20 protein-coding genes are annotated in these 22,714 nt (G+C 61.8%); 12 read left to right on the top strand and 8 right to left on the bottom strand.

The genetic code is table 11. From position 1 onward, the window contains the following. Positions 1 to 18: 18 nt before the first annotated feature. The 6 genes from G3O01_RS11935 (at position 19) to G3O01_RS11910 (ending at position 6,586) form a co-directional block, all read left to right on the top strand. Positions 19 to 2,427, top strand: a complete 2,409-nt coding sequence (locus tag G3O01_RS11935; RefSeq protein WP_205804831.1) for a xanthine dehydrogenase family protein molybdopterin-binding subunit — start codon at positions 19 to 21, stop codon at positions 2,425 to 2,427. Next, positions 2,424 to 3,260, top strand: coding sequence for an FAD binding domain-containing protein (locus G3O01_RS11930; protein WP_205804830.1), 837 nt, complete (start codon positions 2,424 to 2,426; stop codon positions 3,258 to 3,260). Before G3O01_RS11935 ends, G3O01_RS11930 begins: the two co-directional genes overlap by 4 nt. Continuing rightward, complete coding sequence (locus G3O01_RS11925; RefSeq protein WP_205804829.1) at positions 3,257 to 3,769, top strand: (2Fe-2S)-binding protein; 513 nt, start codon at positions 3,257 to 3,259, stop codon at positions 3,767 to 3,769. Before G3O01_RS11930 ends, G3O01_RS11925 begins: the two co-directional genes overlap by 4 nt. A gap of 25 nt (positions 3,770 to 3,794) precedes the next feature. Beyond that, positions 3,795 to 4,481 (top strand): SRPBCC family protein, encoded by a 687-nt coding sequence (locus G3O01_RS11920; RefSeq protein WP_205804828.1) that lies wholly within the window; start codon positions 3,795 to 3,797, stop codon positions 4,479 to 4,481. Between the two features lie 2 nt (positions 4,482 to 4,483). After that, the gene (locus G3O01_RS11915) at positions 4,484 to 5,683 is read left to right on the top strand and encodes a DUF1116 domain-containing protein (RefSeq protein WP_205804827.1); all 1,200 of its coding nucleotides are present in this window, start codon (positions 4,484 to 4,486) and stop codon (positions 5,681 to 5,683) included. Positions 5,684 to 5,755: 72 nt separating this feature from the next. Then, entirely contained in the window at positions 5,756 to 6,586 is an 831-nt protein-coding gene (locus tag G3O01_RS11910; RefSeq protein WP_205804826.1) for a phytanoyl-CoA dioxygenase family protein, read from the top strand. Between the two features lie 59 nt (positions 6,587 to 6,645). Here the strand turns inward: G3O01_RS11910 and G3O01_RS11905 are convergent, their stop codons facing one another. The 4 genes from G3O01_RS11905 to G3O01_RS11890 are packed head-to-tail and all read right to left on the bottom strand — an operon-like array spanning position 6,646 to position 9,733. Next, positions 6,646 to 7,545 (bottom strand): amino acid ABC transporter ATP-binding protein, encoded by a 900-nt coding sequence (locus G3O01_RS11905; protein ID WP_241023869.1) that lies wholly within the window; start codon positions 7,543 to 7,545, stop codon positions 6,646 to 6,648. After that, positions 7,542 to 8,201 carry an ABC transporter permease subunit gene (locus G3O01_RS11900; RefSeq protein WP_205804825.1) on the bottom strand — a complete coding sequence of 220 codons (660 nt, stop codon included), beginning with the start codon at positions 8,199 to 8,201 and terminating at the stop codon, positions 7,542 to 7,544. The genes G3O01_RS11905 and G3O01_RS11900 overlap by 4 nt, the downstream gene beginning before the upstream one ends. Continuing rightward, positions 8,198 to 8,842 carry an amino acid ABC transporter permease gene (locus G3O01_RS11895; RefSeq protein WP_205804824.1) on the bottom strand — a complete coding sequence of 215 codons (645 nt, stop codon included), beginning with the start codon at positions 8,840 to 8,842 and terminating at the stop codon, positions 8,198 to 8,200. The genes G3O01_RS11900 and G3O01_RS11895 overlap by 4 nt, the downstream gene beginning before the upstream one ends. A 21-nt stretch (positions 8,843 to 8,863) precedes the next feature. Beyond that, entirely contained in the window at positions 8,864 to 9,733 is an 870-nt protein-coding gene (locus G3O01_RS11890) for a transporter substrate-binding domain-containing protein (protein WP_205804823.1), read from the bottom strand. 426 nt (positions 9,734 to 10,159) lie between these two features. On the opposite strand from G3O01_RS11890, the gene G3O01_RS11885 reads away from it, so the two are divergent. Next, entirely contained in the window at positions 10,160 to 10,675 is a 516-nt protein-coding gene (locus G3O01_RS11885; protein WP_205804822.1) for a MarR family transcriptional regulator, read from the top strand. A 117-nt stretch (positions 10,676 to 10,792) separates the two neighbouring features. On the opposite strand, the gene G3O01_RS11880 is transcribed toward G3O01_RS11885, so the two are convergent. After that, positions 10,793 to 11,569: an SDR family NAD(P)-dependent oxidoreductase gene (locus tag G3O01_RS11880; protein WP_205804821.1), complete on the bottom strand. Its 777-nt coding sequence runs from the start codon at positions 11,567 to 11,569 to the stop codon at positions 10,793 to 10,795. 141 nt (positions 11,570 to 11,710) lie between these two features. Between G3O01_RS11880 and gcvA the strand changes: the two genes are divergently transcribed. After that, positions 11,711 to 12,637: a transcriptional regulator GcvA gene (gcvA, locus tag G3O01_RS11875; protein WP_205804820.1), complete on the top strand. Its 927-nt coding sequence runs from the start codon at positions 11,711 to 11,713 to the stop codon at positions 12,635 to 12,637. 78 nt (positions 12,638 to 12,715) lie between these two features. Here gcvA and G3O01_RS11870 read toward each other — a convergent pair whose 3' ends face one another. Beyond that, positions 12,716 to 13,153: a cupin domain-containing protein gene (locus G3O01_RS11870; protein ID WP_205804819.1), complete on the bottom strand. Its 438-nt coding sequence runs from the start codon at positions 13,151 to 13,153 to the stop codon at positions 12,716 to 12,718. Positions 13,154 to 13,339: 186 nt separating this feature from the next. Then, positions 13,340 to 13,840 (bottom strand): MarR family winged helix-turn-helix transcriptional regulator, encoded by a 501-nt coding sequence (locus tag G3O01_RS11865; protein ID WP_205804818.1) that lies wholly within the window; start codon positions 13,838 to 13,840, stop codon positions 13,340 to 13,342. A 245-nt stretch (positions 13,841 to 14,085) separates the two neighbouring features. On the opposite strand from G3O01_RS11865, the gene G3O01_RS11860 reads away from it, so the two are divergent. From G3O01_RS11860 to G3O01_RS11845, 4 genes are all read left to right on the top strand, one after another. After that, positions 14,086 to 15,240, top strand: a complete 1,155-nt coding sequence (locus G3O01_RS11860; protein WP_241023868.1) for a M20 aminoacylase family protein — start codon at positions 14,086 to 14,088, stop codon at positions 15,238 to 15,240. 36 nt (positions 15,241 to 15,276) lie between these two features. After that, positions 15,277 to 16,593: an MFS transporter gene (locus G3O01_RS11855; RefSeq protein WP_205804817.1), complete on the top strand. Its 1,317-nt coding sequence runs from the start codon at positions 15,277 to 15,279 to the stop codon at positions 16,591 to 16,593. Positions 16,594 to 16,677: 84 nt separating this feature from the next. Then, positions 16,678 to 17,856 carry a porin gene (locus G3O01_RS11850; protein WP_205804816.1) on the top strand — a complete coding sequence of 393 codons (1,179 nt, stop codon included), beginning with the start codon at positions 16,678 to 16,680 and terminating at the stop codon, positions 17,854 to 17,856. Between the two features lie 726 nt (positions 17,857 to 18,582). Beyond that, positions 18,583 to 21,576 (top strand): autotransporter outer membrane beta-barrel domain-containing protein, encoded by a 2,994-nt coding sequence (locus G3O01_RS11845; protein ID WP_205804815.1) that lies wholly within the window; start codon positions 18,583 to 18,585, stop codon positions 21,574 to 21,576. Positions 21,577 to 21,690: 114 nt separating this feature from the next. On the opposite strand, the gene G3O01_RS11840 is transcribed toward G3O01_RS11845, so the two are convergent. Continuing rightward, a complete protein-coding gene (locus tag G3O01_RS11840; protein WP_205804814.1) occupies positions 21,691 to 22,680 on the bottom strand; it encodes a helix-turn-helix transcriptional regulator in 990 nt (329 codons plus the stop codon). Positions 22,681 to 22,714 lie beyond the last annotated feature (34 nt).

Raw genomic sequence — 22,714 nt, 5'->3', positions numbered from 1 at the left:
GAACGCGAGGCCCACACAATGATCAAACGTCCCCACACACGCAGCGACATCCATCGTCCGCAAGGCATTGGTGCCTCGCTGACGCGCAAGGAAGACGAGCGCTTCATGCACGGGCGCGGCGAGTACGTTCCCAACATCCGCATGGTCGGCATGGTCGATGTGGCGTTCGTGCGCAGTCCGATCGCGCATGGTCATATCGTCGGCATCGAGAAGCCGGAAGCGCACGCGCACGCTGTCTATACGCTCGCCGATCTGGAAGGCGTGAAGCCCATCGTCGCGAATTCGGGTCTGGCGGGCTTCAAAAGCTCGCAACAGCCCGTGCTCGCGAGCGGCAAGGTGCGTCAGGTCGGCGAGACCATCGCGATGTGCGTGGCCGCGACGCGCGCTGAAGCCGAAGATATCGCCGCGCAGGTGTTCGTCGATTTCGAGGAACTGCCCGCTGTGGTCGACATGCTCGATGCGCGCCGCGAAGATTCGGCGCTGGTGCACGAGCACTGGGGCGACAACGTGTTTCTCGAAACCTTCGTCGATGCGAACCCCGACGTCGATCTCGACGCCATCCGGCGCGATGCGCCTATTCGCGTGCATCGCAAGCTGCGCACGGCGCGCCAGAGCATGGCGCCGATGGAAGGGCGCGGCGTGGTCGCGCATTGGGACCGCCGTCTGTCGCAACTGATCGTGCATACGTCGGCGCAGATGCCGCACATCACGCGCACGGGCCTCGCGGAATGCCTCGGCCTCGACGAAGGACAGGTACGCGTGATTGCGCCCGATGTCGGCGGCGGCTTCGGTTACAAGGGCATTCTGCTCCCCGAGGAAGTCTGCTGCGGCTGGCTCGCGATGCAACTCGAGAAGCCGGTGCGCTGGATCGAGGACCGCCGCGAACAGCTCACCGCGAACGCGAACTGCCGCGAGCACGATTACGACATCACCGGCTATGCGGATCGCGATGGCCGTCTGCTCGCGGTCGAATGCAACGCGCACGTGGATTCGGGCGCGTATTCGTCGTATCCGTTTTCGGCATGCCTGGAAGCGGCGCAGGTCGGCAGCATTCTGCCGGGGCCGTACAAGATGGATCGATTCCGCTGCCGCACGTGGTCGGTCGCGACCAACAAGCCGCCGATCCTTCCTTATCGGGGCGTGGCGCGCACGGGCGTGTGCTACGCGATCGAAACGATCATGGATGCGATCGCGCTCGAAGCAGGCCTCGAACCTTTCGAAGTGCGTCTGCGCAATCTCGTGCAGCCGCACGAAATGCCCTACGACAACATCACGAAGAAGCACTTTGATAGCGGCGACTATCCCGAAGCCGTGCGCCGCGCGATGGCCGCGATCGACCTGCCGGCAGTGCGCGCCCGTCAGCGGCGCGGCGAGCCGGATGGCAGGCGCATCGGCTTTGGCATGTCGGTCTTCTGCGAGCAGGGCGCGCATGGCACGTCGGTGTATCACGGCTGGGGCATTCCGATGGTGCCGGGCTACGAGCCCGCCGTGATCCGCCTCACACCCGACGGCGTGCTCGAAGTGCGCGTAGGTGTGCATTCGCATGGGCAGAGCATGGAAACCACGCTCGCGCAGATCGCGCACGAAGTGCTCGGCATCGACACGGACCGCGTGCGCATCGTGCTCGGCGATACAGGCGTCACGCCATATTCGACGGGCACATGGGGCTCGCGCTCGATCGTGATGGCGGGCGGCGCGGTCGGGCGGGCGTCGAAGGAACTCAAGGAGCGGCTGATGAAGATCGGCGCGCATCTGCTCGGGCAGCCGGTCAGCGACGTGCGCTGGGAAAGCGGCGCAGTCGTCGGCAAGGACGCGCGCCGTACCTTGCAGGAGATTGCGCGCACATGGTATCTGGCGCCGCAGCTGCTGCCGCCAGACGTCGATCCGCGCGGGCTCGAAGTGTCGACGTCCTATCAGGCGAGGCGCGATTCGGGCACGTTCAGCTATGCCTGCCATGCGGTGGTCGTCGCCGTCGATCCCGCCCTCGGGCAGACGGAGATTCTCGATTACGCGATCGTCGAGGACGGCGGCGTGCTGATCAATCCGATGGTCGTCGACGGACAGGTTTATGGCGGCGCGGCGCAAGGCATCGGCACGGCGCTTTACGAAGCGATGCCCTACAGCGAAGACGGTCAGCCGCTTGCTTCGACGCTGGCCGACTACATCTTGCCGGGCGCGACGGAAGTGCCCGCGATCCGCATCGAACATATGGAGACGCCGGCGCCTTATACGGAGTTCGGGCAGAAGGGCATTGGCGAGAGCGGGGCGATCGGCCCGCCCGCGGCCATCGCCAATGCCGTCAACGACGCGCTGCGCGAACTCGGCGTGCGCATCGATCAGCTGCCGATCACGCCGCGCGTGATCGTCGCAGCGCTCGCGAAGCAGCGTGAACAGCACGCGAACGTGCTGAAAGGAATGCCAGCATGAAGGCCGCGACCTACGATTATGCAAAGCCTCTTGCCTGCGACGAGGCGATCGCGCTCATCAAGCCGACCGACGGCATGGGCAAGTTCGTGGCCGGGAGTCAGTCGCTCGGTCCGATGATGAACCTGCGGCTCGCGCAGCCGGAAATGCTGGTCGACCTGCGTGGTATCGCGGCGTTGCGCAAGTGCAGTATTGAAGGCGACATCGTCACGCTCGGCGCGTGCATCACGCATGCGGAGATCGAAGACGGCAAGATCGACACCGGCACACGCGGACTTATGGAGTATGTCGCGCGCGGCATCGCGTATCGCGCGGTGCGCAATCGCGGCACGCTCGGCGGCAGTCTCGCGCATGCCGATCCCGCCGCCGACTGGATCAACACGATGTGCGCGCTAGATGCCGATTTTCTGGTTGCTGGGCCGGGCGGCGCGCGCGTGATCGGCAACGGCGAGTGGATGGCCGGCGCATTCACGACTGCCCTCGAACCCGAAGAAGTTCTCACGGGCGTGCGCTTTACACGTCTGTCTCCGACGGCGCGCTGGAGCTATTACAAGTTCAATCGCAAGCCGGGCGAATTCGCGGAGGCCATTGCCGTGTTCATCGACGACGCAGCACGCGGCGTGTGCCGCGCGGTAATCGGCGCGATCGACTCGCCGCCGTACGCAATCGACGATGCCCACGCACTGTTGCGCGATGCCGATCCGTACACATCGTGCTTCGATGCGCATCTCGAAGCGGCAGGCATCGAAGCGGGCAGCTATGAACACGAGGTGCATCGCGTTGCGCTGGTGCGCGCGGCGGCGGGCATCCGCAAACAGGACGGGAAAGCATCATGAACGACGCATTCATCAAGACGATCGAACTCGTCGTCAATCGGACGCCTGTTGCGGACCGCGTCGAACCGCGCACGAGTCTCGCGGATTTTCTGCGCGAGCAGCGCATGCTGTGCGGCACCAACATCGGCTGCGAGCAGGGCGTATGCGGCGCGTGCACGATCGACGTGGACGGCGCGCCGACGCGCTCGTGCATCACGCCTGCGATCAGTTGCGCAGGCAGCGCCGTGCGCACCATCGAAGGTTTCGACGACGACGCGACCATGAACGAACTGCGTGCCGCGTTCAGCGCTGAGCACGCGTTGCAATGCGGCTACTGCACGCCGGGCATGCTGATGACCGCGCGCGATATCGTCACGCGCCTGCCCGATGCCGACGACGCGCGCGTGCGCCTCGAACTCTCCGGCAACCTGTGCCGCTGCACTGGCTATGTGGGTATCGTGCGCGCGATTCGTCGTGTGCTCGATGCGCGTCGTGCGTGCGCGGCGGCGCCGCTCGCGGTAACTGCCTGATACCTCGACTACGGATTGATACGCAATGGAAATCGAACAAAGCTTTACCGTGCCGTATCCGCGCGATGCCGTGTGGGCGCGCTTTCACGATACGCCCGGCATTGTCGCGTGTTTGCCGGGCGCGTCGCTCACGGCGCCGGTCGAGAACGGGATGCTCAAGCTCGCGATGACAGTCAAGCTTGGGCCGATCGTCGCATCGTTCGCGGGCGACGGTGAAATGAAGCTCGACGATGCGCAGTATTGCGGCAGCATCACGGGAACGGGCGTGGATCGCAAGAGCGCGTCGCGCGTGAAAGGCGTGGCGTCGTTTGCACTTCAGGCGATAACGGCAGGCGAAACGCGCGTGGATGTGAAGGTGGATTACACGATCGGCGGCAGCCTCGCGCAGTTCTCGCGCGGCGGCATCGTGAAGGAACTCGCCACGCGCATGACGGAAGCGTTCGCGGACAATCTCAAGGCGAAGCTGGATGAAGCGGGCGCTGTGACGAACAGCGAGGTCGTGCAAACCGAGGTCGCGTCCGTCGAGCAGACATCCGCTGCAACGGCGGTGCCTGTTCATGAAGAAGCCGAAGTGCCGGTGCAAGCGGTGCGTGTCGAATCGCGTCCCGTTGCGCGCGTGCACCCGGCAAATGCGCCACTCGATGTCGGCAATCTGTTCTGGAAAATGCTGTGGTCGCGCCTGCGCGGACTCTTCAGTTTCGCGAGCCGCTGATCATGCGCGCCGAGGATGCCAACGCGCTCGCGCTGAGCTGCGTTCACGCCGTACGTCCGCAATGGCGCGCCGTCTCGGCGGCGCGCGATGCCGTCCATCTGCCTGAATTCACGCTGCTGCACGCCGGTCCGCCGTTCGACGACCCGCGCAAGCCATCTGCGCCCGTGCGTTCATCGGCGGTTTTGTGCTGTCTGTACGAAGGCTGGGCGAGAGACGAAGCGCAGGCCGAACGTCTGATAGAACAGGGCGATGTGCGCCTCGAATGCGCGCAGTCGTATGGCGCGGTGACGCCGCTCGCTGCTGTTATTTCTCCGCGCACGATGCTCGTCGAAGTCGCCGATGCAAGCGATCCCGATGCGCGCGCGTGGTCGTTGCTGGGCAGCGGCGCGGGTCCGCAGATCCGCTTCGGCAGCCGCGACATGCGTATTCTCGAACGCCTGACGTGGCGTGACACTGTACTCGCGCCCGCACTTGATGCAGCGCTCGCACAGGGTCCGTTGGATCTGTTCGCGCTGGCCCGCGCCGGTCTCGATGCCGGCGACGACCTGCATGCGCGCACAACTGCTGCGACGGCTGCATTGCGGGCGCAACTTGCGCCGCGTCTCGTGTCTGGCCAGCACTATGCAGACATCGACGCGATGCTCGCGCAAACGCCACTCTTCTTTCTCACGCTATGGATGGCCGCGTGTGCGCTGATGCTATCGGCGACTGCGCGTGCGGGTCAGCCCGCATCTACGCTCGTGGTGGCGATGGCGGGCAATGGCGAGCGCGTGGGCATCCGGCTCGCGGGCGCACCGTCGCGCTGGATCACGGCCGTTGCGCATGCACCGCAAGGCTCGCGCATCGATCCGCAGCAGCAGGCAGCCGCCGCGCCGCTCACGGGTGACAGCGGCGTCATCGATGCGGCCGGGTTTGGTGCGCAAGCGCTTGCATTTGCACCGGAACCCGCGCAGGCATTCGAAGCGTATCTGCCCGACGGGTGGCGAGACAGGCAGGCGCGCGTTCACACGGAGCCGCATTCCATGTTCGCGCATTTGCCCGGCGTGCTCGATGCGGCACGCGTCGTTCGCGAAGACATTGCGCCGCTGGCAGCGATTGCAATGATCGGCGCTGATGGACGCACAGGCCTGCTCGGTCGCGGCCTTTATACAGCGCCGCCTGAACTGTTCGCGCGCGCGCTCTCCATGCAGGCTGCGCAGTAGGTTTTTGCGAGGACGCTGCCTGGCAATCGATGAACAAACGCTTTCAATCGAAGCACATCCTGAGGAACGTCCATGACGAAGCACTTGAGCGAAGCGCAGATCGCGCACTTCAAACAGCACGGCTATGTCTATCCGATGCGCGCAATCAGCGAGCAGGAGGCGGCGGAGTATCGCCGCATCATCGAGCAATATGAGGCGACTTCCGGCGAAGACGTCAACAGGACGCTGAAAATCAAGGGTCATCTGGCGTTGCCGGCCATTGTCGAGCTTGGGCGTCATCCCGCCATTCTCGATGCCGTCGAGGATCTCATCGGGCCGGACATCATGCTGTTCGGCGCGTCGATCTTCGCGAAGAACGGCCGCGATCCACGTTATGTGTCGTGGCATCAGGACTCGACCTACTTCGGGCTCACGCCGCACGAAGAAGTGACCGTGTGGGTCGCGCTCACACCTGCGAACTCGGTCAACGGCGTGTTGCGCGTGCTGCCTGGCTCGCACAGTGGGCCCGATCTGAAGCACGTTGAGACCTTCGCGAAGGACAACATGCTGGCGAAAGGCCAGACGCTGGTTGATATCGACGAGAATCTCGCGGTCGAAATGCCGCTGCAGCCTGGCGAATTTTCGATGCATCATGAACGCACCGCACATAGCTCGCTGCCTAACCGTTCCGATGACAGACGCATCGGTTTCGCGTTTTTCTATGTGCCGGCGCATGTGCGCTCGGTCTCGGGCCGCCGTCGTGCGACGCTGGTGCGCGGCGTCGACCGCTTCGATCACTGGGATCCCGACATGCTGCCCGAATACGATTGCGATCCGCGCTCGATGAGCGAACTCGCGCAGACGTGGGGCAAATACAAGGATGGAGAAGTGAAGCAGGCAGCGGATATGATCGCGCCGCAATGAATGCTGCAACGTTCATCGCAGTGGTGTGAACACCGCGATGAACGCTTTTAACCCTTGTTTCAGGCTAGTTTCGAGGTTTCGCTCCAGTCGTCGGCCGCATGATGCGGCGAGCGGAAGCGTGCGAGAAACTGGCGTGCGCGTGGCGTCTGCGGGGCGCCGAAGAACTGTTCGGGCGGGGCGGTCTCGATCACCTGGCCCGCATCCATGAAGACGATGCGGCTCGCTACTTGCCGCGCGAACTCCATCTCGTGCGTGACGATTACCATGGTCGCGCCGTCCTGCGCAAGCGAGCGCATCACATTCAGCACTTCGCCGACGAGCATCGGGTCGAGCGCGCTCGTCGGTTCGTCGAACAGCAGGATGTCGGGTTTCATCGCGAGGGCGCGCGCGATGCCCACGCGCTGCTTCTGTCCGCCCGACAGCCGCGACGGAAACGCATCCATCTTGCCGGCAAGACCGACGCGTTCCAGCAGGCGTTCCGCTTCCGCGCGCACTTCTTCGCGCGGCCGACCGAGCACGTGTAGCGGCGCTTCCATCACGTTCTGCAACACCGTCAGGTGCGGCCACAGCGCGAAATGCTGAAACACCATGCCGATGCGCGCGCGCGAACGCGCGAGTTCGGCGTCGCTCATCTTGATGGACGAACCTTCACGCACGCCCATGCGCCGGTTCGACACATGCACGGTGCCCGCGTCGGGAATCTCAAGCCAGTTCACACAGCGCAGCAGCGTCGATTTTCCGCAACCCGACGGACCGAGCAGGCACACGGTCTCGCCCTTGTGCACGGTGAGCGATACATCACGCAGCACGTTGTTCTCGCCGAACGACTTCGAGATGCCATTGAGTTGCAGGACGGTTTCCGCGCCCGGCCGCGGCGCATCGCTGGACAGGCTGGACGAAGCTCCCGCCGCCTCGGCTGCGCGCATGATGGTGGGCGGGACGTCGTTCGAAATGTTCATGCTCTGCGTTCCTCGGCGAATCTCGACAGTAAGCCGCTGCCGCCTTCGATCACGAGACAGATCGCCCAGTACAGCAGCACTGCCGTGATGAACGCGGCAAACGGAATGAAATAGGTAGCCTGAATGCCGTTCATCTGATGAGTGAGTTCGCCGACGGCGATCACGGTGAGGAACGCGCTGTCCTTGACGATCTGCACGATCTGGTTGCCGATCATCGGCAGGGCGACCGTGAAAACCTGCGGCAGGATGATGCGGCGAACCAGTCCGAAGCCGTGAAAACCGTAGGCGCGGGCGGCCTCGATCATCGGTGTTGGCAGACCGACCCATGCGCCGCGCAACAGTTCGGCCATGTACGCCGTGTTGTAGAGAATCAGTGCGATTGCGCCCGCCCACCAGTTCGACAGGCGAATGCCCGCTGTGGGCAGGCCGAAATAGATCAGATAGACGAACAGGAGAAACGGTGCGCAACGCATCGCGTCGACGTAAAGCGTGGCGAGCCGCGCGATGGCGGCGCGCTTCGACATCAATGCGGGCGTGAGCAGTGCGCCGAGCACGAGCGATGCAGCGGCCGCCACCGCGAGCAGACCGAGTGTGTCGAGCAGTCCCGACAGCACGTCCGCGCGCTGTTGCCAGACGATCAGAAAATTGTCGATCATGCGCGGGCCTCCACGGGTTGGCGGCGCTCGATCACGCGTTGCGCCTTGACGAGCACGAACACGATCAGCCCATAAAGCACGAGCGCAAAAACGAAGGGCGGCAACGGATCGTAAGTGCGTGCACCGACGCGCAAGGCCGCGCGTGTAATCTCGACAATGCCGATCACGGCGACGGCAGGTGTCGACTTGATCTGCAAGGTCATCTCGTTGACGAGACCGGGCAGGCTCGCACGCCAGATCTGCGGCATCACGATGCGGCGAAAACGCAGCGAGCGCGGCATCGCGAAGGCGAGTGCGGCATCGTATTGATCGCGGGGAAAATTGATCAGTGCCGCGCGCCAGATCTCGCAGTTGAACGCGGCGGTGCTGATAGTGAGCGCGAGGATCGCGGCGGGCGTCGGGTCGAGTGAAATGCCGAATTGCGGCAGCGCGAAGAAGATCAGCAGCGTGAGCGTCACAGCAGGACACGAGCGGATCAGACTCACGTAAGCGACGACGGCGCGGTTCAGAAACGGCACGCGGGCCCAGCGGATCAGCGCGAGGCCCAGCCCGAGTGGCACGCCGAGTACGATGCTGGCGACCGAAAGAACCACGGTCGCCAGCGCGCCCTGAGCGATGCTCCAGTAGTCGAAGGCGTTCATCGATGCAGGATCACGAAGGCGTCAGTTGACCGACTGCGGCATGTCCTTGTAGCTCGCGCCGAGCCACTTCTGCTGGAGCTGGTACATCTCGCCGCTCTTGCGCAGTTCGAGCAGCGCGGCATCGACCATCTTCAGCACATCGGCGTTGCCCTTCTTGACGGCCCACGCAATGTACGTCGGCTTGCCGATCGCCTGGCCGACGACGAACGTATCCGGGCGCGTCTTGACGAGCGAGTTCAGGCTGATCTGCGTGTTGGCCACCGCGTCGACGCGTCCCACACCGAGATCCTGATAAGCCTCCGGGTACGACTGATATTCGACGATCTGCTTGATGCCATTTCCACCGTGCTTCTTCTTCAACTGTTCATCGAAGAGCTTGAGGTCCGCGAGCATCGCGCTGCCCGTTTCCGCACCGACCACCTTGCCGACGAGATCGTCCGGGCTCTTGATCGACGAACCTTTTTTGGTCGCGTAGAAAGTGATGGATTCGCAGGTCGGGGACGCGAAATCGAAAGTCTTCTTGCGCTCTTCGGTGACGAGCACGGCGGTCAGCGCCATATCGTACTTGCCGGTCGTCACGCCCGGCAGAATGCCCGACCACGGCATGACCTGCTGCTTCACGTCCACGCCAATCTTCTTGCGCACCAGCGCGAGCAGGTCGTTGTCGTAACCGGTGTTCTTGCCGTCAGCAACGAATTCGAACGGGGTGTAGTCATCCTCAGTTGCGACGCTCAGATAGCCGCGCGCCTTGATTTCCTCGGCGCTGGCTGCGTGCGCCGCATGAACGATGCCGAAGGTAGCGACGAGCGCCAGCGCACAGGCGCGCAGAAGCGCAACGGCGGTGCGCGGTTTCGACTGACCAGGATCGCGGCGGGTAAGACGGACTGACATGAAGAGCCCCTTTGATAGTGGTAGCGACCGCGCGCAAGGCTTCGTACGCACACGTTCGCTGGAGGATGATCGTCGAGTCGATAAATTCGTTTGGATACTGACGATTCAGCTCTGGAATATGCAAGGGGTATGCCAACGATCTGTTTCGCCGCGAGTCCCGCATGCGGCGGGAGACCAGGCGTGACAAGGGTGATCGACGGAAATGTGTGGTGCACCACGTATGTTTGTTGGGCTTTGTATTCGTGCATGTGCGCACCGGTTTGCGCCATGCAGAGCCGGTAATCGGCGCGCGATTGACCCACGACAGGTGTACGCGAGATTCTTTGCATGGGGGCGTCGGCATCCGGGGCAATAAGATGTATGCTGACGAACGGTCGCGCACCATGCGTGAACAACTCGTATTGAACGCAAACGGACTCTTCGCTCATGGACGCTCCATCAACAGTCAGCAGCGCCGAAGACATCGAACAGGATCAGGCGCTTGCATGGCGCAACACGGCGCTCAATGAGCGGCCCGGTTTTCTGATCCGCCGCCTGCATCAGATTCACGTTGCGCTTTTCATGGAGGAATGCGCGGCCGAAGGCATCACGCCGGTGCAATACAGCATTCTCACTGCGCTGGAACAGCTGGGGCCTTCCGAGCAGGTGGTGCTGTCGCGCGCGGTGGGGTTGGATCGTGCGAATACCGCGGACGTGATAACCCGTCTCGCGCAGCGGCGCTTCGTGCAGAGCCGCGTGTCACGCACGGATCGTCGAAAGAAGGTCGCGGAGCTGACGGGCGTGGGGCATGCGTTGCTCGCGCGACTCGAATCACCCGTCGCTCGTGCGCATGAGCGCACCATCGCAGCGTTGCCGGTGGAGGAACGCGCGACGTTTCTGAGGCAACTGCTGTTGCTGGTCGAGACGAACAACGAACTCAGCCGTACGCCGATCGTGCGATAGCGGAATGAGTTGTGCGACTACGCTGGCTTGACGACCGCGACGAGGTTGCCCGAGCACGGCCGGCGTTTCAGCGTGAGCTGCAGATAGACCATTGATGCGCGCTTTTCAGATGACGCTTCAGGCCTGTCTGCCGGCCATTACGCCGCCGTCGACGGGCAGCACCGTGCCGGTGATCCACGAAGCACTCGGGGATGCCAGGAAAAGGATTGCTTCTGCGACATCGGCTGGCTGGCCATTGCGACCAAGAGGATGAAACGCGTTGAACGACGGCAGCGTCTGCTTGACCTGATCGTCCGTCATGAACGTGTTATAGACCGGCGTCTCTACGACGCCCGGCGCAACCGTATTGATGCGGATATTGGCGGATGCCAGCTCAATGGCGAGGTTGCGCGTGAGTGCATGTACGCCAGCATTGGCCGCCGAGTAGGCGGACGAAGGCGTTGCACCGATAGCCTGCAAGGCCCAGAGCGAGCCGGTTTGCACGATAGCGCCGCCACCGCGCTGCTTCATCGCGCGCGCAGCCGCTTGTGCCATGAAGAACTTCCCTTTGAGGATCGTGTCGAGGAACCAGTCGTATTCGGACTCGCTAATCTCGAGAAATTCCTTCGGCCGGAATACGCCGGCGTTGTTGATCAGGATATCGACGCCGCCAAACGCTTTCGTTGCAACCTCGACGAGACCTGCCGCTGTTGCTGGCGAAGCGATGTCGCCGGCGTACGTGCGGACCCTGGTGCCTGTCGGATCGATCTCGGCGGCAGCCTTCTGCAATTTGGCTTCATCGCGTCCGCCGATGACGACGCTAGCTCCCAGCTTTGCAAGCCGGATCGCTACTTCCTTGCCGATGCCCGAACCGCCGCCCGTAATGATGGCGACCTTGGTAGAAAAACTATCCATTACGCTGCTCCTTCAATTGATACGGCAAGGCAGAGCCTGAAACCGTTTGCTATCTATGATTGATAGTCATATTGTTGGAGAACGCACCCAGGTTGACAAATCAGATATTCTGCTTCTATCTGAAAGAAAATCTTTGTCCTTATGACTGCCCCGATATTCCTCAACGCACTGCGCGCTTTCGAAGCCAGCGCGCGCCACCAGAGTTTCTCCGGGGCTGCGGCCGAGCTAAATGTCACACCGGCGGCCGTTGGCCAGCTGGTCCGCAGCCTGGAGGAATGGCTGGGCGTGCCGTTGTTTCATCGAGGCGGTCGCGGGCGAACCCCGCTGGTGCCAACGGAGGTGTCGTTAAGGGCGCTCCCTGACATCCGTGACGGGTTTGATCGTTTGAACCTCGGGTTCGCACGCCTCAAGGAGCGATCGACGGTCGGCGTACTGACTGTCACAGTCAGCCCCGCGTTCGCTGCAAAGTGGCTGCTTCCCCGCATCGATCGCTTCCAGACCGCGTGGCCAGACACCGACATACGCCTCGACACGAGCCTCAAGCTGATGGACTTCGCGACGCAAGGGATCGACATCGGAGTGCGCTATGGCGCCGGACACTGGCCCGGTCTGGAGGCAGAAAAGCTCATGGACGAAGAGGTGTTTCCCGTCTGCTCGCCAAGTTTTCTGGAGCATCACGCCGAATTGCGCGGACCTGGCGATCTGAGCCGGGTTACATTGATCGACGATCTGTCCGTCGATCGGCAGACAGGGTTCGTGACCTGGGACGCATGGCTCAAAAGCGCGGGAACCAGGCTGACATCGGCGCGGGCGAGTCTGAAAATCAATAACTCCGCTGCAGTGTTGCAGGCCGCTATCGACGGGCATGGCGTGGCGTTGGCGCGCAGTGTTCTCGCGCGCGACGATCTGGCCGCTGGGCGATTGATCCGGCTATTTCCAGAGATCGCGCGGCCGTCGGAGCTTGCCTATTACATCGTGTATCGGAAGGAGTGCGCGGAATTGCCTCGACTCGTCGCGTTTTACGAGTGGCTTCGTGACGAGGCTTCCAGCGACGGAACGGTGAAGTAGATCGACCGCACGCGTTGCATCGGTGATCGTGCGCGGTGTGCGGCGCCCGTGAGTGGCGTCAAGCGTCGTATGCGTGGCTTATGAAGACGCCTCGACGGGCCACGGCGTTGGTGCGGGAACCGCGCAGGGCGCCTGTGCATCAATTGATTTGAAGTCGGCGGGACTCACGATTTCCAGATATTCCATGTCGTCGGAATAGTCGAACAGGAAATGCACGATGCCGGGCGCCTGGTGCACGCAATCGCCCGCTTCGACCAGCGTTTCCTTGTCGCCGTACATGAAGCGCGCCCACCCTTTCAGCATGATGACGATGTGGAAATCTGCCTCATGGCGGTGCCACCCGGTGCCTTCCTCTGGTGCGCGATGCGCCTTGACGAGCTGTGCAACCACCTTTCCGCCCGTTGCGTGCGCAATGCCCAGATCGCGATACTGGAAGAAGTCGCGCAGGCCTCCTCCTTCATAGGGCGTATCGCCGCGCTTGACATGCGAAAACTGGGTTTCGAGTTCGACGGACATCGCACACCTCCTGCTGAGAAGTTGGGCGTCTGTTCAAGCATTTAGCATTCCAATGCCGATGCAGTGTTCGTCAGTCAGTTCGGAGCGGCAGATGCGATCGGGCTGAACTCGCGCCGGCATCTATTTGGTGCGCAGCCTGCGAAGACGGATCGGTGACTCACGCGCGATCGCAAGGTGCGCCCAATTTCACGCCGCTGGTTTCGTATCCTCGCCACTTGCCGACCGGCGAAACACATCCACCAGCTTGTCGACGATGCGATTGAGTTCGTCGCGCTCATCCTGCGAAAGCATTGACAACATCTCCGTTTCCAGCGACTGCCCCAGTTCGTCGCTGGCGACGCGTGTCTTCTCGCCCGCCGCTGTCGCCCATAGCTGAAAGTGCCGCGCATCGTCCGGATGGATGGTTCGCCGCACCAGCTTTCTGTCGATCAGATCGGACAGCAGTTTCGACAACAGCGTCTTCTCGATCAGCGTCTGTTCCTTGAGCGCCGTCGTCGTGATGCCCGGCGTGTCGCAGACGATCCGCAACACGCGCAGCGAACGCACGTCGAGGCCGCACGCGGGCCGATAAACGCCGTTCGCCCGTCTGATCATCTCGGTCTTGATCAGGTCCAGTTTGAAGGTCAGGAAATACGCGGACTTTGCATGGTGTGAAGCAACGTCGCCTTTCCGCTTGACTGATGACATACCCGCTCGCATTTCGAAGATCCGGTTCAAGTGCCTCGCGCTTTCAACTTTCGAGGCGGTCTGCGGCTCGGATCAACCCGCTTTCCTTTCTGATCCGGATGATAGCCCAAGCTCATTCCGATGCCAGGGATTGCCTTATTTTTGATCAGTTGACGTTTGCAACTATTGACGTATTCTACGAATGAACGCCCGACAGGCGTCGCCGTTCGTCGGCGGATATCTCACTACATATAGAGGCTGGTTGCATGGAGAAAGACACTGTGATGGAGACGCTGGCGGAACAGATGCGCGGGTGGCGGCGCGATATTCACCGCCATCCCGAGTTGGGGTTTCAGGAGCACCGGACGGCGGGACTGGTGGCGAAGCTGCTGGCGCAGTGGGATATCCACGTGACGACAGGCGTTGGCGGAACGGGCGTGGTCGGCACGCTTCGCGGCAATCTGGGGGCGGGTCCGGCGATCGGCCTGCGTGCCGATATGGATGCGTTGCCGATGAGCGAGAAGGGCACCGTCGCGCATCGTTCGACGCACGACAACGTGTTCCACGGTTGCGGTCACGACGGCCACACAGCCATTCTGCTCGGCGTGGCGAAACATCTGTCGGCGAACCGTGCGTTTCGCGGCACGGTCCATCTGATCTTCCAGCCCGCCGAAGAGACGCTGCGCGGCGGCTCGGTGATGATCGACGACGGCCTGTTCGAGCGCTTTCCATGCGACGAGATCTACGCGCTGCACAACAACAACGCATTGCCTGCGGGCAAGATCGGTGTGCGTGTCGGCTCGATTCTCTCGGCATGCGATCTGTTCCGGATCACCGTGAAGGGCGTCGGCAGTCACGCGGCGATGCCGCACAAATCGATCGATCCCATCGTCGTCGGTACCCAGATCGTGCAATCGATCCAGAGCATCGTCAGCCGCAACATCGACCCGCTCGACACGGCGGTCGTCAGCGTGTGCAAGTTCATCGCGGGCACGGCGATCAACGTGATTGCCGATACGGCAGTGCTCGAAGGCACAGTACGCACACTGTCGGTTGGCGCACAAAAGCTGGCGCTGGCGAGACTCGAGGACATCTGCCAAGGCGCCGCGCGCATGCACGGTTGCGAGGTCGCGTTCGAGCATCTTCAGACCTCGCCGCCCACCGTCAACACCGCCGAACAGACCGACGTGGTGCGTCGCGCTGCCGAGCAGGTGCTTGGCGCAGACAACGTGATTCCCAACGTGGCGCCCCTGATGGCGTCGGAAGACTTCGCGTTCATGTTGCAGCAGCGGCCCGGCTCGTACTTCTTTCTTGGCCATAACGGCCTGACCTGTCATCACCCCGAGTTCGACTTCGACGACGACACATCGCCGACGGGTGCTGCCGTGTTTATCGAAATCGTGAAGCAACGCCTGGGTTAATTCCTCGATCCACTCATCCGCACAGGAGCAATGGACATGCACTTGAAATCGACGCCTTCACCGGCGATGGTACGAAAAGTAGTGATTGCCTCAGTGTTGGGCAATGCGTTCGAGTGGTTTGACTTTGCGATCTACGGCCTCTTTGCCGTGACTATCGCGAGGCTGTATTTTCCGGCTGACAGCGAGTTCGCATCGTTGCTGCTGACGCTCGCGACATTCGGCGTGAGCTTCGCGGTAAGACCCATCGGCGGCGTGTTGCTGGGACTGTATGGCGACCGCGTTGGCCGCAAGAAAGCGCTGTCGGTAACGATTGCGTTGATGGCCATCGGCACCGGCATGATCGGCGTATTGCCGACCCATGCGGCCATCGGCGTTGCCGCGCCCATCCTGATGGTGCTCGCCCGTCTGATCCAGGGCTTCTCGGCGGGAGGCGAATTCAGCGGCGCCACGACGATGCTGATGGAATTTGCGCCCGCCAACCGGCGCGGTTTCTACGGCAGCTTCCAGATGTGTTCGCAGGCGCTTGCGTTTGCAGTCGGCGCGATGGTTGCCTGGCTGCTGACGGTCAACCTGTCCGCGCACGATCTCGAAGCCTGGGGATGGCGCTTGCCGTTCCTCGTGGGCATTCTGATCGGCCCGGTCGGCTGGCTGATCCGCTCGCGGGTCGATGAATCGCCGGAATTTCTCGCTTATACGAATCAGGTTGAACGCGGCGAGCAACGCGCCGAGAAGACACCGCTGAAGACGCTGCTGCGCGACTACCCGAAAGAAGGTCTGGCAAGCATCGGTGTGGCGGTGGCGGGCACCGTGTCGGCTTATGTTTTCGTCTTCTTTCTGCCGATCTTCGCTAAGAAGCAACTGGGTTTATCTGCTGCCGATGTCAATCTCAGTACGTGTCTGAGCACGGCCGTCATCATGATTTTTTGCCCGATCGCCGGACTGCTGTCAGATCGTTATGGTCGAAAATCAGTACTCCTTCTGTCGATGGCCGCTTATGGCATCGCCGCATTTCCTCTCTTCAGCCAGCTGGTGAGTGCGCCGTCGTTCCGCTCTCTGGTGGAAGCGCAATTGGGTGTATCGCTGTTGATGAGCTTCTTCTGGGGTGTCACGCCCGTCACGTTGACGGAGATATTCCCCGTGAGCGTCCGTTCGACGGGCGCGGCCGTCACCTACAACGTTGCGGTGCTGATCTTCGGCGGACTCGCGCCGTTCGTGAATATCTGGCTGGTGCAGGCGACGGGCAGCAATCTCGCGCCGATCTATTACGTCGAAGCAAGCGTGCTGATCGGAATCGCCGGCGTGCTTCTGTTGCCCTCGAAAATGCGTGCACGTTCTGTCGGGCTGGCTACCTGATCCAGCGCGCGATGTTGTTGGAAAGGCCGCCGATGCGGCCCATGTTTGTCCTTAATAAAAAACCATCCGTCTGGAGATCATTCGATGAGAAAGTCGTTTCTGGCACTCGCTGTCCTGGGTGTGTTCGCCGGCGTCGCTCACGCGCAGAGCAGCGTGACGTTGTACGGTGTGCTTGATGAAGGGCTGAACTACAACTCCAACGCCGGCGGCCATCGGCTCTACAGCCTGACGAGCGGTGGACTGCAGGCGAGCCGTTGGGGTCTGCGTGGCGCGGAAGACCTGGGCGGCGGCACGAAGGCGATCTTCGTGCTCGAAAACGGCTTCGACGTGAGCACAGGAAAGCTGGGGCAGGGCGGTTTGATGTTCGGCCGCCAGGCGTATGTCGGCCTGTCGAACGGATTTGGCACTGTCACGCTGGGACGTCAATACGATTCGGTGGTGGACTACGTCGGCATTCTGGCGACGGGCGATCAATGGGCGAGCAGCATGGGCGCGCATCCGGGCGATCTCGACAACCTGAACAACTCGTATCGCACCAATAACACCATCAAATACGCGAGCGCGAACTACGCGGGGCTGACTTTTGGCGGCACGTATAGTCTTGGCGGCGTGGCGGGCGACGTGACGGCGAACCAGATCTGGTCGCTGGGTGCGAGTTACGCGAACGGTCCATTGACGCTCGCCGTGGGCTACCTGAACGCACGCACGCCGGGCGCGAATAGCGGCAGCATGTTCGGCAACAACACCTCGTCGACAACCGCGTCGACGGTCACCACGCCGGTGTATAGCGGCTTCGTTTCGGCCAACACGTATCAGGTGATCGCTGCGGGCGGCGCGTACACGCTGGGTGCCGCGACGTTTGGGGCAACCTACTCGAACGTCAAGTTCATGAATCTGGGTGCGGTGGCTTCACTGAACTCGAAGGGCTATACGGGTACCGCCACCTTCAACGACGTGGAAATCAACTTCAAGTATCAGTTGACGCCGGCATTGCTGGCGGGCGCGGCGTTCAACTATACGAAGGGCGGCGACGTCAGCGAAGCGGGCGGCGCGACCAATCCGGGCGCGAAGTACCTGCAGGGCGCACTGGGCGTCGATTATTTTCTGTCGAAGCGTACGGACGTGTACGTTGTTGGCATTTATCAGAAGGCATCGGGAACCGACTCGACGGGGAAATCGGCTGTCGCCGCAATCAACACGCAAAGCGCGTCGAGCAGTGACCGGCAGGCGTTCGTGCGTGTCGGTATCCGGGAAAAGTTCTAACAGCGGATGAGCGTCAATAGCATTGCGAACAAGCGCTTTTTATTGTTCGTAATGCTAACGGAAATGAAAGCGTTTAAGCGTCCAGCTAGCCGCGATAACCGGGGCTTTGAGGGTGGAATGGCCTTGGCGAAGCGTGCTCAACGACGAGGCCATTCATTTTGTCTGCACATAAGATTTGATATTTGTCTACTGTTCGCACGCGAAATTCGATCTGACAGTTTTAAAGATCTATCGCCATACGCACATGAAAATTAATATTCAAACAGCATGGTGCGTATGCATTTCCGGTTAACTGCTTTTAAAGCGCAGATAGATAATTCTAAAAAACGCTAAAAGCTTACCGTCCATTACCGGTGCGCATTCACTGATCCGGAAATCCCGCGCCCGTCCCGCACGCCGGTTGTCGCCTTCGCATCGCGCCCGGCGAATCTGGCATTTCTCGCAAAGCCTTTATCTGACGGGCTTGAGCGGCGGGCACATGCCTGCATATTCCGACAAAACCACCGTTTATAACGCACTGTTGCGCCACCGCCGCACGTTGTCCCGCCGCGCAAAAAATTACCTGATGTTCTGATATCTTCCACGCCCGTAATTGTTTTAAACAATTTTGCGTAGTTAATCACGGCGCGTATTGCGCCGAATCAGACACGTCAGAGAACCATAATGAAAAAATGCTTAAACCGTCGGCAATCTTCGGGGGCCACGCATCGAGGCAAAACCCTCACTATGCACGGTATTGCGCTGGCTGTTGCCGGTGTATTCGCTCAAACGGCTCTGGCAGCGGACTTCACGGCGGCTAACAGTGCAGAGCTTACTACTGCTATCAGCAATGCCAACGCATCGCCGGACGCAAGTTCCACCATCACGCTGACGCAAAGTTTTCAGCTTTCGTCCGCGTTACCGGCCACAACCAAGGCGCTCACAATCGACACCCAGGGCTTCACAGTCTCGGGCAACTCTGGCTTTTCGTTGACGGGCGCTTCGTCAACCTCGCCTCCCGTAACACTTGTGGGGACCTTCGCGGGCGCGTCGACTACCGCAGCGATCTCCTACGCGCTGCTATCGCTCAGCAATACATCTGTCATCAACAACGGATCGATTACGGGATTCACGAACCCTTCGGGAATCGCGGGCGGCGGCGTGACGATGAGCGCGAGCACGCTCGTGAACAACGGATCGATTGTTGGAGGCGACGCTCCTGTGAGCGGCACTGCGGGCGTCGGCGTGAACACGTCGATCACGGGCGGACTGGTCACGATCACCAACAACGGCACCATCGCGGGCGGCAATACGAATGGGAACGGCGGGGCGTTTGGCGTAGTGTTGGGAACCCCGACAGCGGGAGGGTTGTTGATCAACAATGGCACGATTCGCGGCGGGTCCGATCTGACCGGCGCGACGTCGGGCGGTACGGCGGTCGAGATGCGAAAGACCGTACTCTCCGCGAATGCAACGATCATCAACTCGGGCACGCTGGTCGGTGGGAATGGCGCTGCGGCGGTGCTCTCGCTTGGACCGCTCATTCTGACCAACAGCGGCACTATTCAGGCTGGCGACGGCGGAACTACGGCGATCCGGATGAACGCCTCGTCGGGTCGACTTCTGCTCGAGCTTCAGGCGGGGTCCAGGATCGTGGGCAATGTCGTTGCCGACGCGACGCAGTCCACCAACACGCTTGTTCTGGGCGGCAGCGCAAACGTTTCCTTCGACGTCTCGTCGATTGGCAGCGCCGCGCAGTACCAGAACTTCAACATATTCTCGAAGACCGGCACGAGCACATGGACGCTGACCGGTACGACTGCCGCAGTCACGCCGTGGACGTTGACCAATGGTGTGCTGCAGATTTCGAGCGACGCGAATCTCGGCGATGCGTCGGGCGGGCTCACGTTCAACGGCGGCACGCTGGAAAACACCGCCGATATCACCAGCGCGCGAACCGTAACGACGACATCGAACGGTACGCTGCTGACCGACGCAGGCACGACGCTGACCCTGAATGGCGTGGTCTCAGGCGCTGGCGCGCTGACCAAATCCGGCGCGGGCACGCTGATCCTGAATGCGGCTAACACGTACACGGGCGGCACCTCGATCAATGCCGGCACGCTGGCGGTCGGCGACGCGGCACACAATACGGCCACGATCGGCGCCGGGCTGACCACCGTTGCAGCCGGTGCTTCGCTCGGCGGTTACGGCTCGGTGTCCGGTTCGGTGAACAACAGCGGCACGATCGCGATTGCGAATGCGCTGGCATCGTTCGCATCGGGCAGCACGGGGACGCTGCGCGTCGGCGGCGATCTTAACAACGCCGGTGTCGTCAATCTGGCGGCCGCTTCCGGACAAGTGGGCAACGTGTTGAGCGTCGCCGGTAACTACACCGGTACGAACGGCCAGGTCGTGCTGAACGCGGCAACCAACCAGAGTGGCACTGCCACGCAGGGCGACCGTCTCGTGATCGGCGGTAATGCGAGCGGCAGCACGACCCTGCGCGTCAATCGCGTGAGTACGGGCGCGGCTACCACTGGCGACGGCATTCAGCTCGTGCAGGTCAACGGCACGTCGGCCGCAAACAGCTTCAGTCTGGCTGCGCCCGTTCAGTCCGGCGCGTATCAATACCTGCTGTATCAGGGCGGCGCGACGGATGCGAACGGCTGGTACCTCAGATCGCAACTCGAACAGGTGGCGACGAACGGCACTTCGTCATCCGGCGCTACGTCCAGCGCTTCCGCTCTTGCCGCTGCGCCGATTGCCTATCGACCGGCCGTGACGGGCTACGCAGTCACGCCGCTGCTAGTCACCGACTACGGTTTTACGATCCTCGGGCGCCTGCATGAACGCGTGGGTGATCTGGCGAATGTCGAAGCGGCCGCCCAGCCCGCCAGCAAGAACGGCGTGTGGGGGCGCATCGGTGGACAGAACCTCGATGCCAACGCTGGCGACCGCTTCTCGGCTGACGAGCGTACTTTCTTCGCGCAGTTCGGCAAGGACTGGACGATCGCGCGAGGTTCGAACGGCGGCAGCACGCACGCGGGCGCGACAGTGAGTTTCGGCTCGACTTCCGCATCGTTCGCCGACAGCGCGCGCGGCCTCACCGGACAGTTGTCCGACGCGACCGGCACGCTCGAAACGCAGGCGCAATCGGTTGGCGGTTACTGGACGAAATATCTGCCGGATGGCACGTATTTCGACGGTGTCGGCCAGTTGACGCATTACCAGAACCAGTACGGCGACGTGTACGGCGGCACCGGCAGACAGAACGGTTTCGGCGCGGGTGTCTCGGGCGAAGTGGGCAAGCCGTTTTCGCTTGGCATAGGCGGAGTTGCCATCGAGCCGCAGGCACAACTGCTCTATCAATACGTGCACCTGAACCACTTCGACGATGGCATTTCGCAAGTCGGCTCGAACACGACCAATGCATTACGCGGCCGGCTCGGCTTCCGGATGTTTAGAGCCAATCTGAGCAATGATGCGAAGAACTCGACGTTGACACCGTACCTGACGGCCAATGTACTGCATGACTTCTTCTCACCGGGGCAAACCAGCGTCGGCGGTGCAACGCTGCAGAATGAACTGGGCAGGACGTGGTATGACGTGGGCGTCGGCGTGACAGGCAGCTTCGGCAAAAGCTCTGAGCTGTATGCCAATGTCACGTACGCGCACAGCATCAGCGGTGACTATCGGCGCAATGTGTTCGGGCAGGCGGGTTATCGGTTCAGCTGGTAGTGCTCGCGATGTGCGTCACGTGACCGGTTTGCTGGATGGATGCCGCCGAGTTGAATGCCGCAATAGAAGTGCGCGGTGAAGTCCGCGAACTCCATCGTGCAATGTGCATACCACTCATTGCACCTGCTGCACTCCACCCGCTTCCTGAGCGCCGCCGCGATTGCGCAGGAAACGCTGCGGCGTCTCGCCCATCGCACGTCGGAACATCGTGATGAAGGCACTGGAGTTGCGATAGCCCAGTTCGGTGGCGATAGTCGAGACCGGCATGCCTTTGGCGAGGCGCGAGATCGATTCCACCAGCCGCAACCGTTGGCGCCACTGGCCGAAGGTGAGGCCGGTTTCCTCCTTGAAGGCGCGCTCCAGTGTGCTTTCGCTCGCGCCCACGCGAGTGCCCCAATCGTTCAGCGGCGTGTTGTCCGCGGGCGCGTCCATCAGCTGGCCGCAGATCTGTTGGAGCCGGCGATCCTTCGGCAGCGGCAGCAGCCCTTCGGAAGCCAGTTGCGCCTCGCGCATCTCCTGAAGCAGCAGCGGGTCGATCAATTTCGAGCGGCGCTCGGGATGCCCGTTCTGCTGATCCAGCACGAGCGCGGCCACCAGTTCGTTGAGCAGCGTCGAAATCATCAGGACATGGCAGTTCGGCTCGTCGCGCGGCGCGATATCGCCCTCGAAATAGACGGTGTACATCACCGCCGGGCTGACCGCCTGCAACTCGTGCGCGACAAGCGGCGCGATCCACAGGCCACGATACGGGCCGAGCGTCCACGCGCCGTCCGGCGTGATGACGCGCAGCACACCGCGCGTCGTGTAGACGAACTGCGGCTGTGAGTGCGAGTGCCAGCTTTCAATATCACCAGCGCCGAAATCGTACCGTTTGGCGATGACAGGGCGCTTGAGATAGCGTCGCTCACTTCCGGTAAAGCGTTGCCAGATCTCGGTCATTTTGTGAGTTTTTTGAAGAAATATCGCAAGACCACTAAATTTCGACGGCTTCGCGTAGCTAATTGACAGGACGTCGGTGAAACATGACACGTATTCTATCGTCCGTATGCCGCTATATGAATAACAATAGTAATGATTCGTATTCAGTAATGCGGCGATTCTCAAATCTTGAATAAGGCAGACGGGATGAATCGGGGAT

Origin of the sequence: Burkholderia sp. Ac-20365, assembly GCF_017104715.1 — a bacterium.
In the GTDB taxonomy this organism is placed as follows: Bacteria; Pseudomonadota; Gammaproteobacteria; order Burkholderiales; family Burkholderiaceae; genus Paraburkholderia.
The sequence above is the reverse complement of the archived record's forward strand: the minus strand, read 5'-3'. Positions and strand labels throughout refer to the sequence as shown.

Coding starts and splice junctions, on each gene's coding strand:
- G3O01_RS11935 (WP_205804831.1), top strand. CDS start 19: ATGATCAAACGTCCCCACACACGCAGCGACATCCATCGTCCGCAAGGC.
- G3O01_RS11930 (WP_205804830.1), top strand. CDS start 2,424: ATGAAGGCCGCGACCTACGATTATGCAAAGCCTCTTGCCTGCGACGAG.
- G3O01_RS11925 (WP_205804829.1), top strand. CDS start 3,257: ATGAACGACGCATTCATCAAGACGATCGAACTCGTCGTCAATCGGACG.
- G3O01_RS11920 (WP_205804828.1), top strand. CDS start 3,795: ATGGAAATCGAACAAAGCTTTACCGTGCCGTATCCGCGCGATGCCGTG.
- G3O01_RS11915 (WP_205804827.1), top strand. CDS start 4,484: ATGCGCGCCGAGGATGCCAACGCGCTCGCGCTGAGCTGCGTTCACGCC.
- G3O01_RS11910 (WP_205804826.1), top strand. CDS start 5,756: ATGACGAAGCACTTGAGCGAAGCGCAGATCGCGCACTTCAAACAGCAC.
- G3O01_RS11905 (WP_241023869.1), bottom strand. CDS start 7,545: ATGAACATTTCGAACGACGTCCCGCCCACCATCATGCGCGCAGCCGAG.
- G3O01_RS11900 (WP_205804825.1), bottom strand. CDS start 8,201: ATGATCGACAATTTTCTGATCGTCTGGCAACAGCGCGCGGACGTGCTG.
- G3O01_RS11895 (WP_205804824.1), bottom strand. CDS start 8,842: ATGAACGCCTTCGACTACTGGAGCATCGCTCAGGGCGCGCTGGCGACC.
- G3O01_RS11890 (WP_205804823.1), bottom strand. CDS start 9,733: ATGTCAGTCCGTCTTACCCGCCGCGATCCTGGTCAGTCGAAACCGCGC.
- G3O01_RS11885 (WP_205804822.1), top strand. CDS start 10,160: ATGGACGCTCCATCAACAGTCAGCAGCGCCGAAGACATCGAACAGGAT.
- G3O01_RS11880 (WP_205804821.1), bottom strand. CDS start 11,569: ATGGATAGTTTTTCTACCAAGGTCGCCATCATTACGGGCGGCGGTTCG.
- gcvA (WP_205804820.1), top strand. CDS start 11,711: ATGACTGCCCCGATATTCCTCAACGCACTGCGCGCTTTCGAAGCCAGC.
- G3O01_RS11870 (WP_205804819.1), bottom strand. CDS start 13,153: ATGTCCGTCGAACTCGAAACCCAGTTTTCGCATGTCAAGCGCGGCGAT.
- G3O01_RS11865 (WP_205804818.1), bottom strand. CDS start 13,840: ATGTCATCAGTCAAGCGGAAAGGCGACGTTGCTTCACACCATGCAAAG.
- G3O01_RS11860 (WP_241023868.1), top strand. CDS start 14,086: ATGGAGAAAGACACTGTGATGGAGACGCTGGCGGAACAGATGCGCGGG.
- G3O01_RS11855 (WP_205804817.1), top strand. CDS start 15,277: ATGCACTTGAAATCGACGCCTTCACCGGCGATGGTACGAAAAGTAGTG.
- G3O01_RS11850 (WP_205804816.1), top strand. CDS start 16,678: ATGAGAAAGTCGTTTCTGGCACTCGCTGTCCTGGGTGTGTTCGCCGGC.
- G3O01_RS11845 (WP_205804815.1), top strand. CDS start 18,583: ATGCACGGTATTGCGCTGGCTGTTGCCGGTGTATTCGCTCAAACGGCT.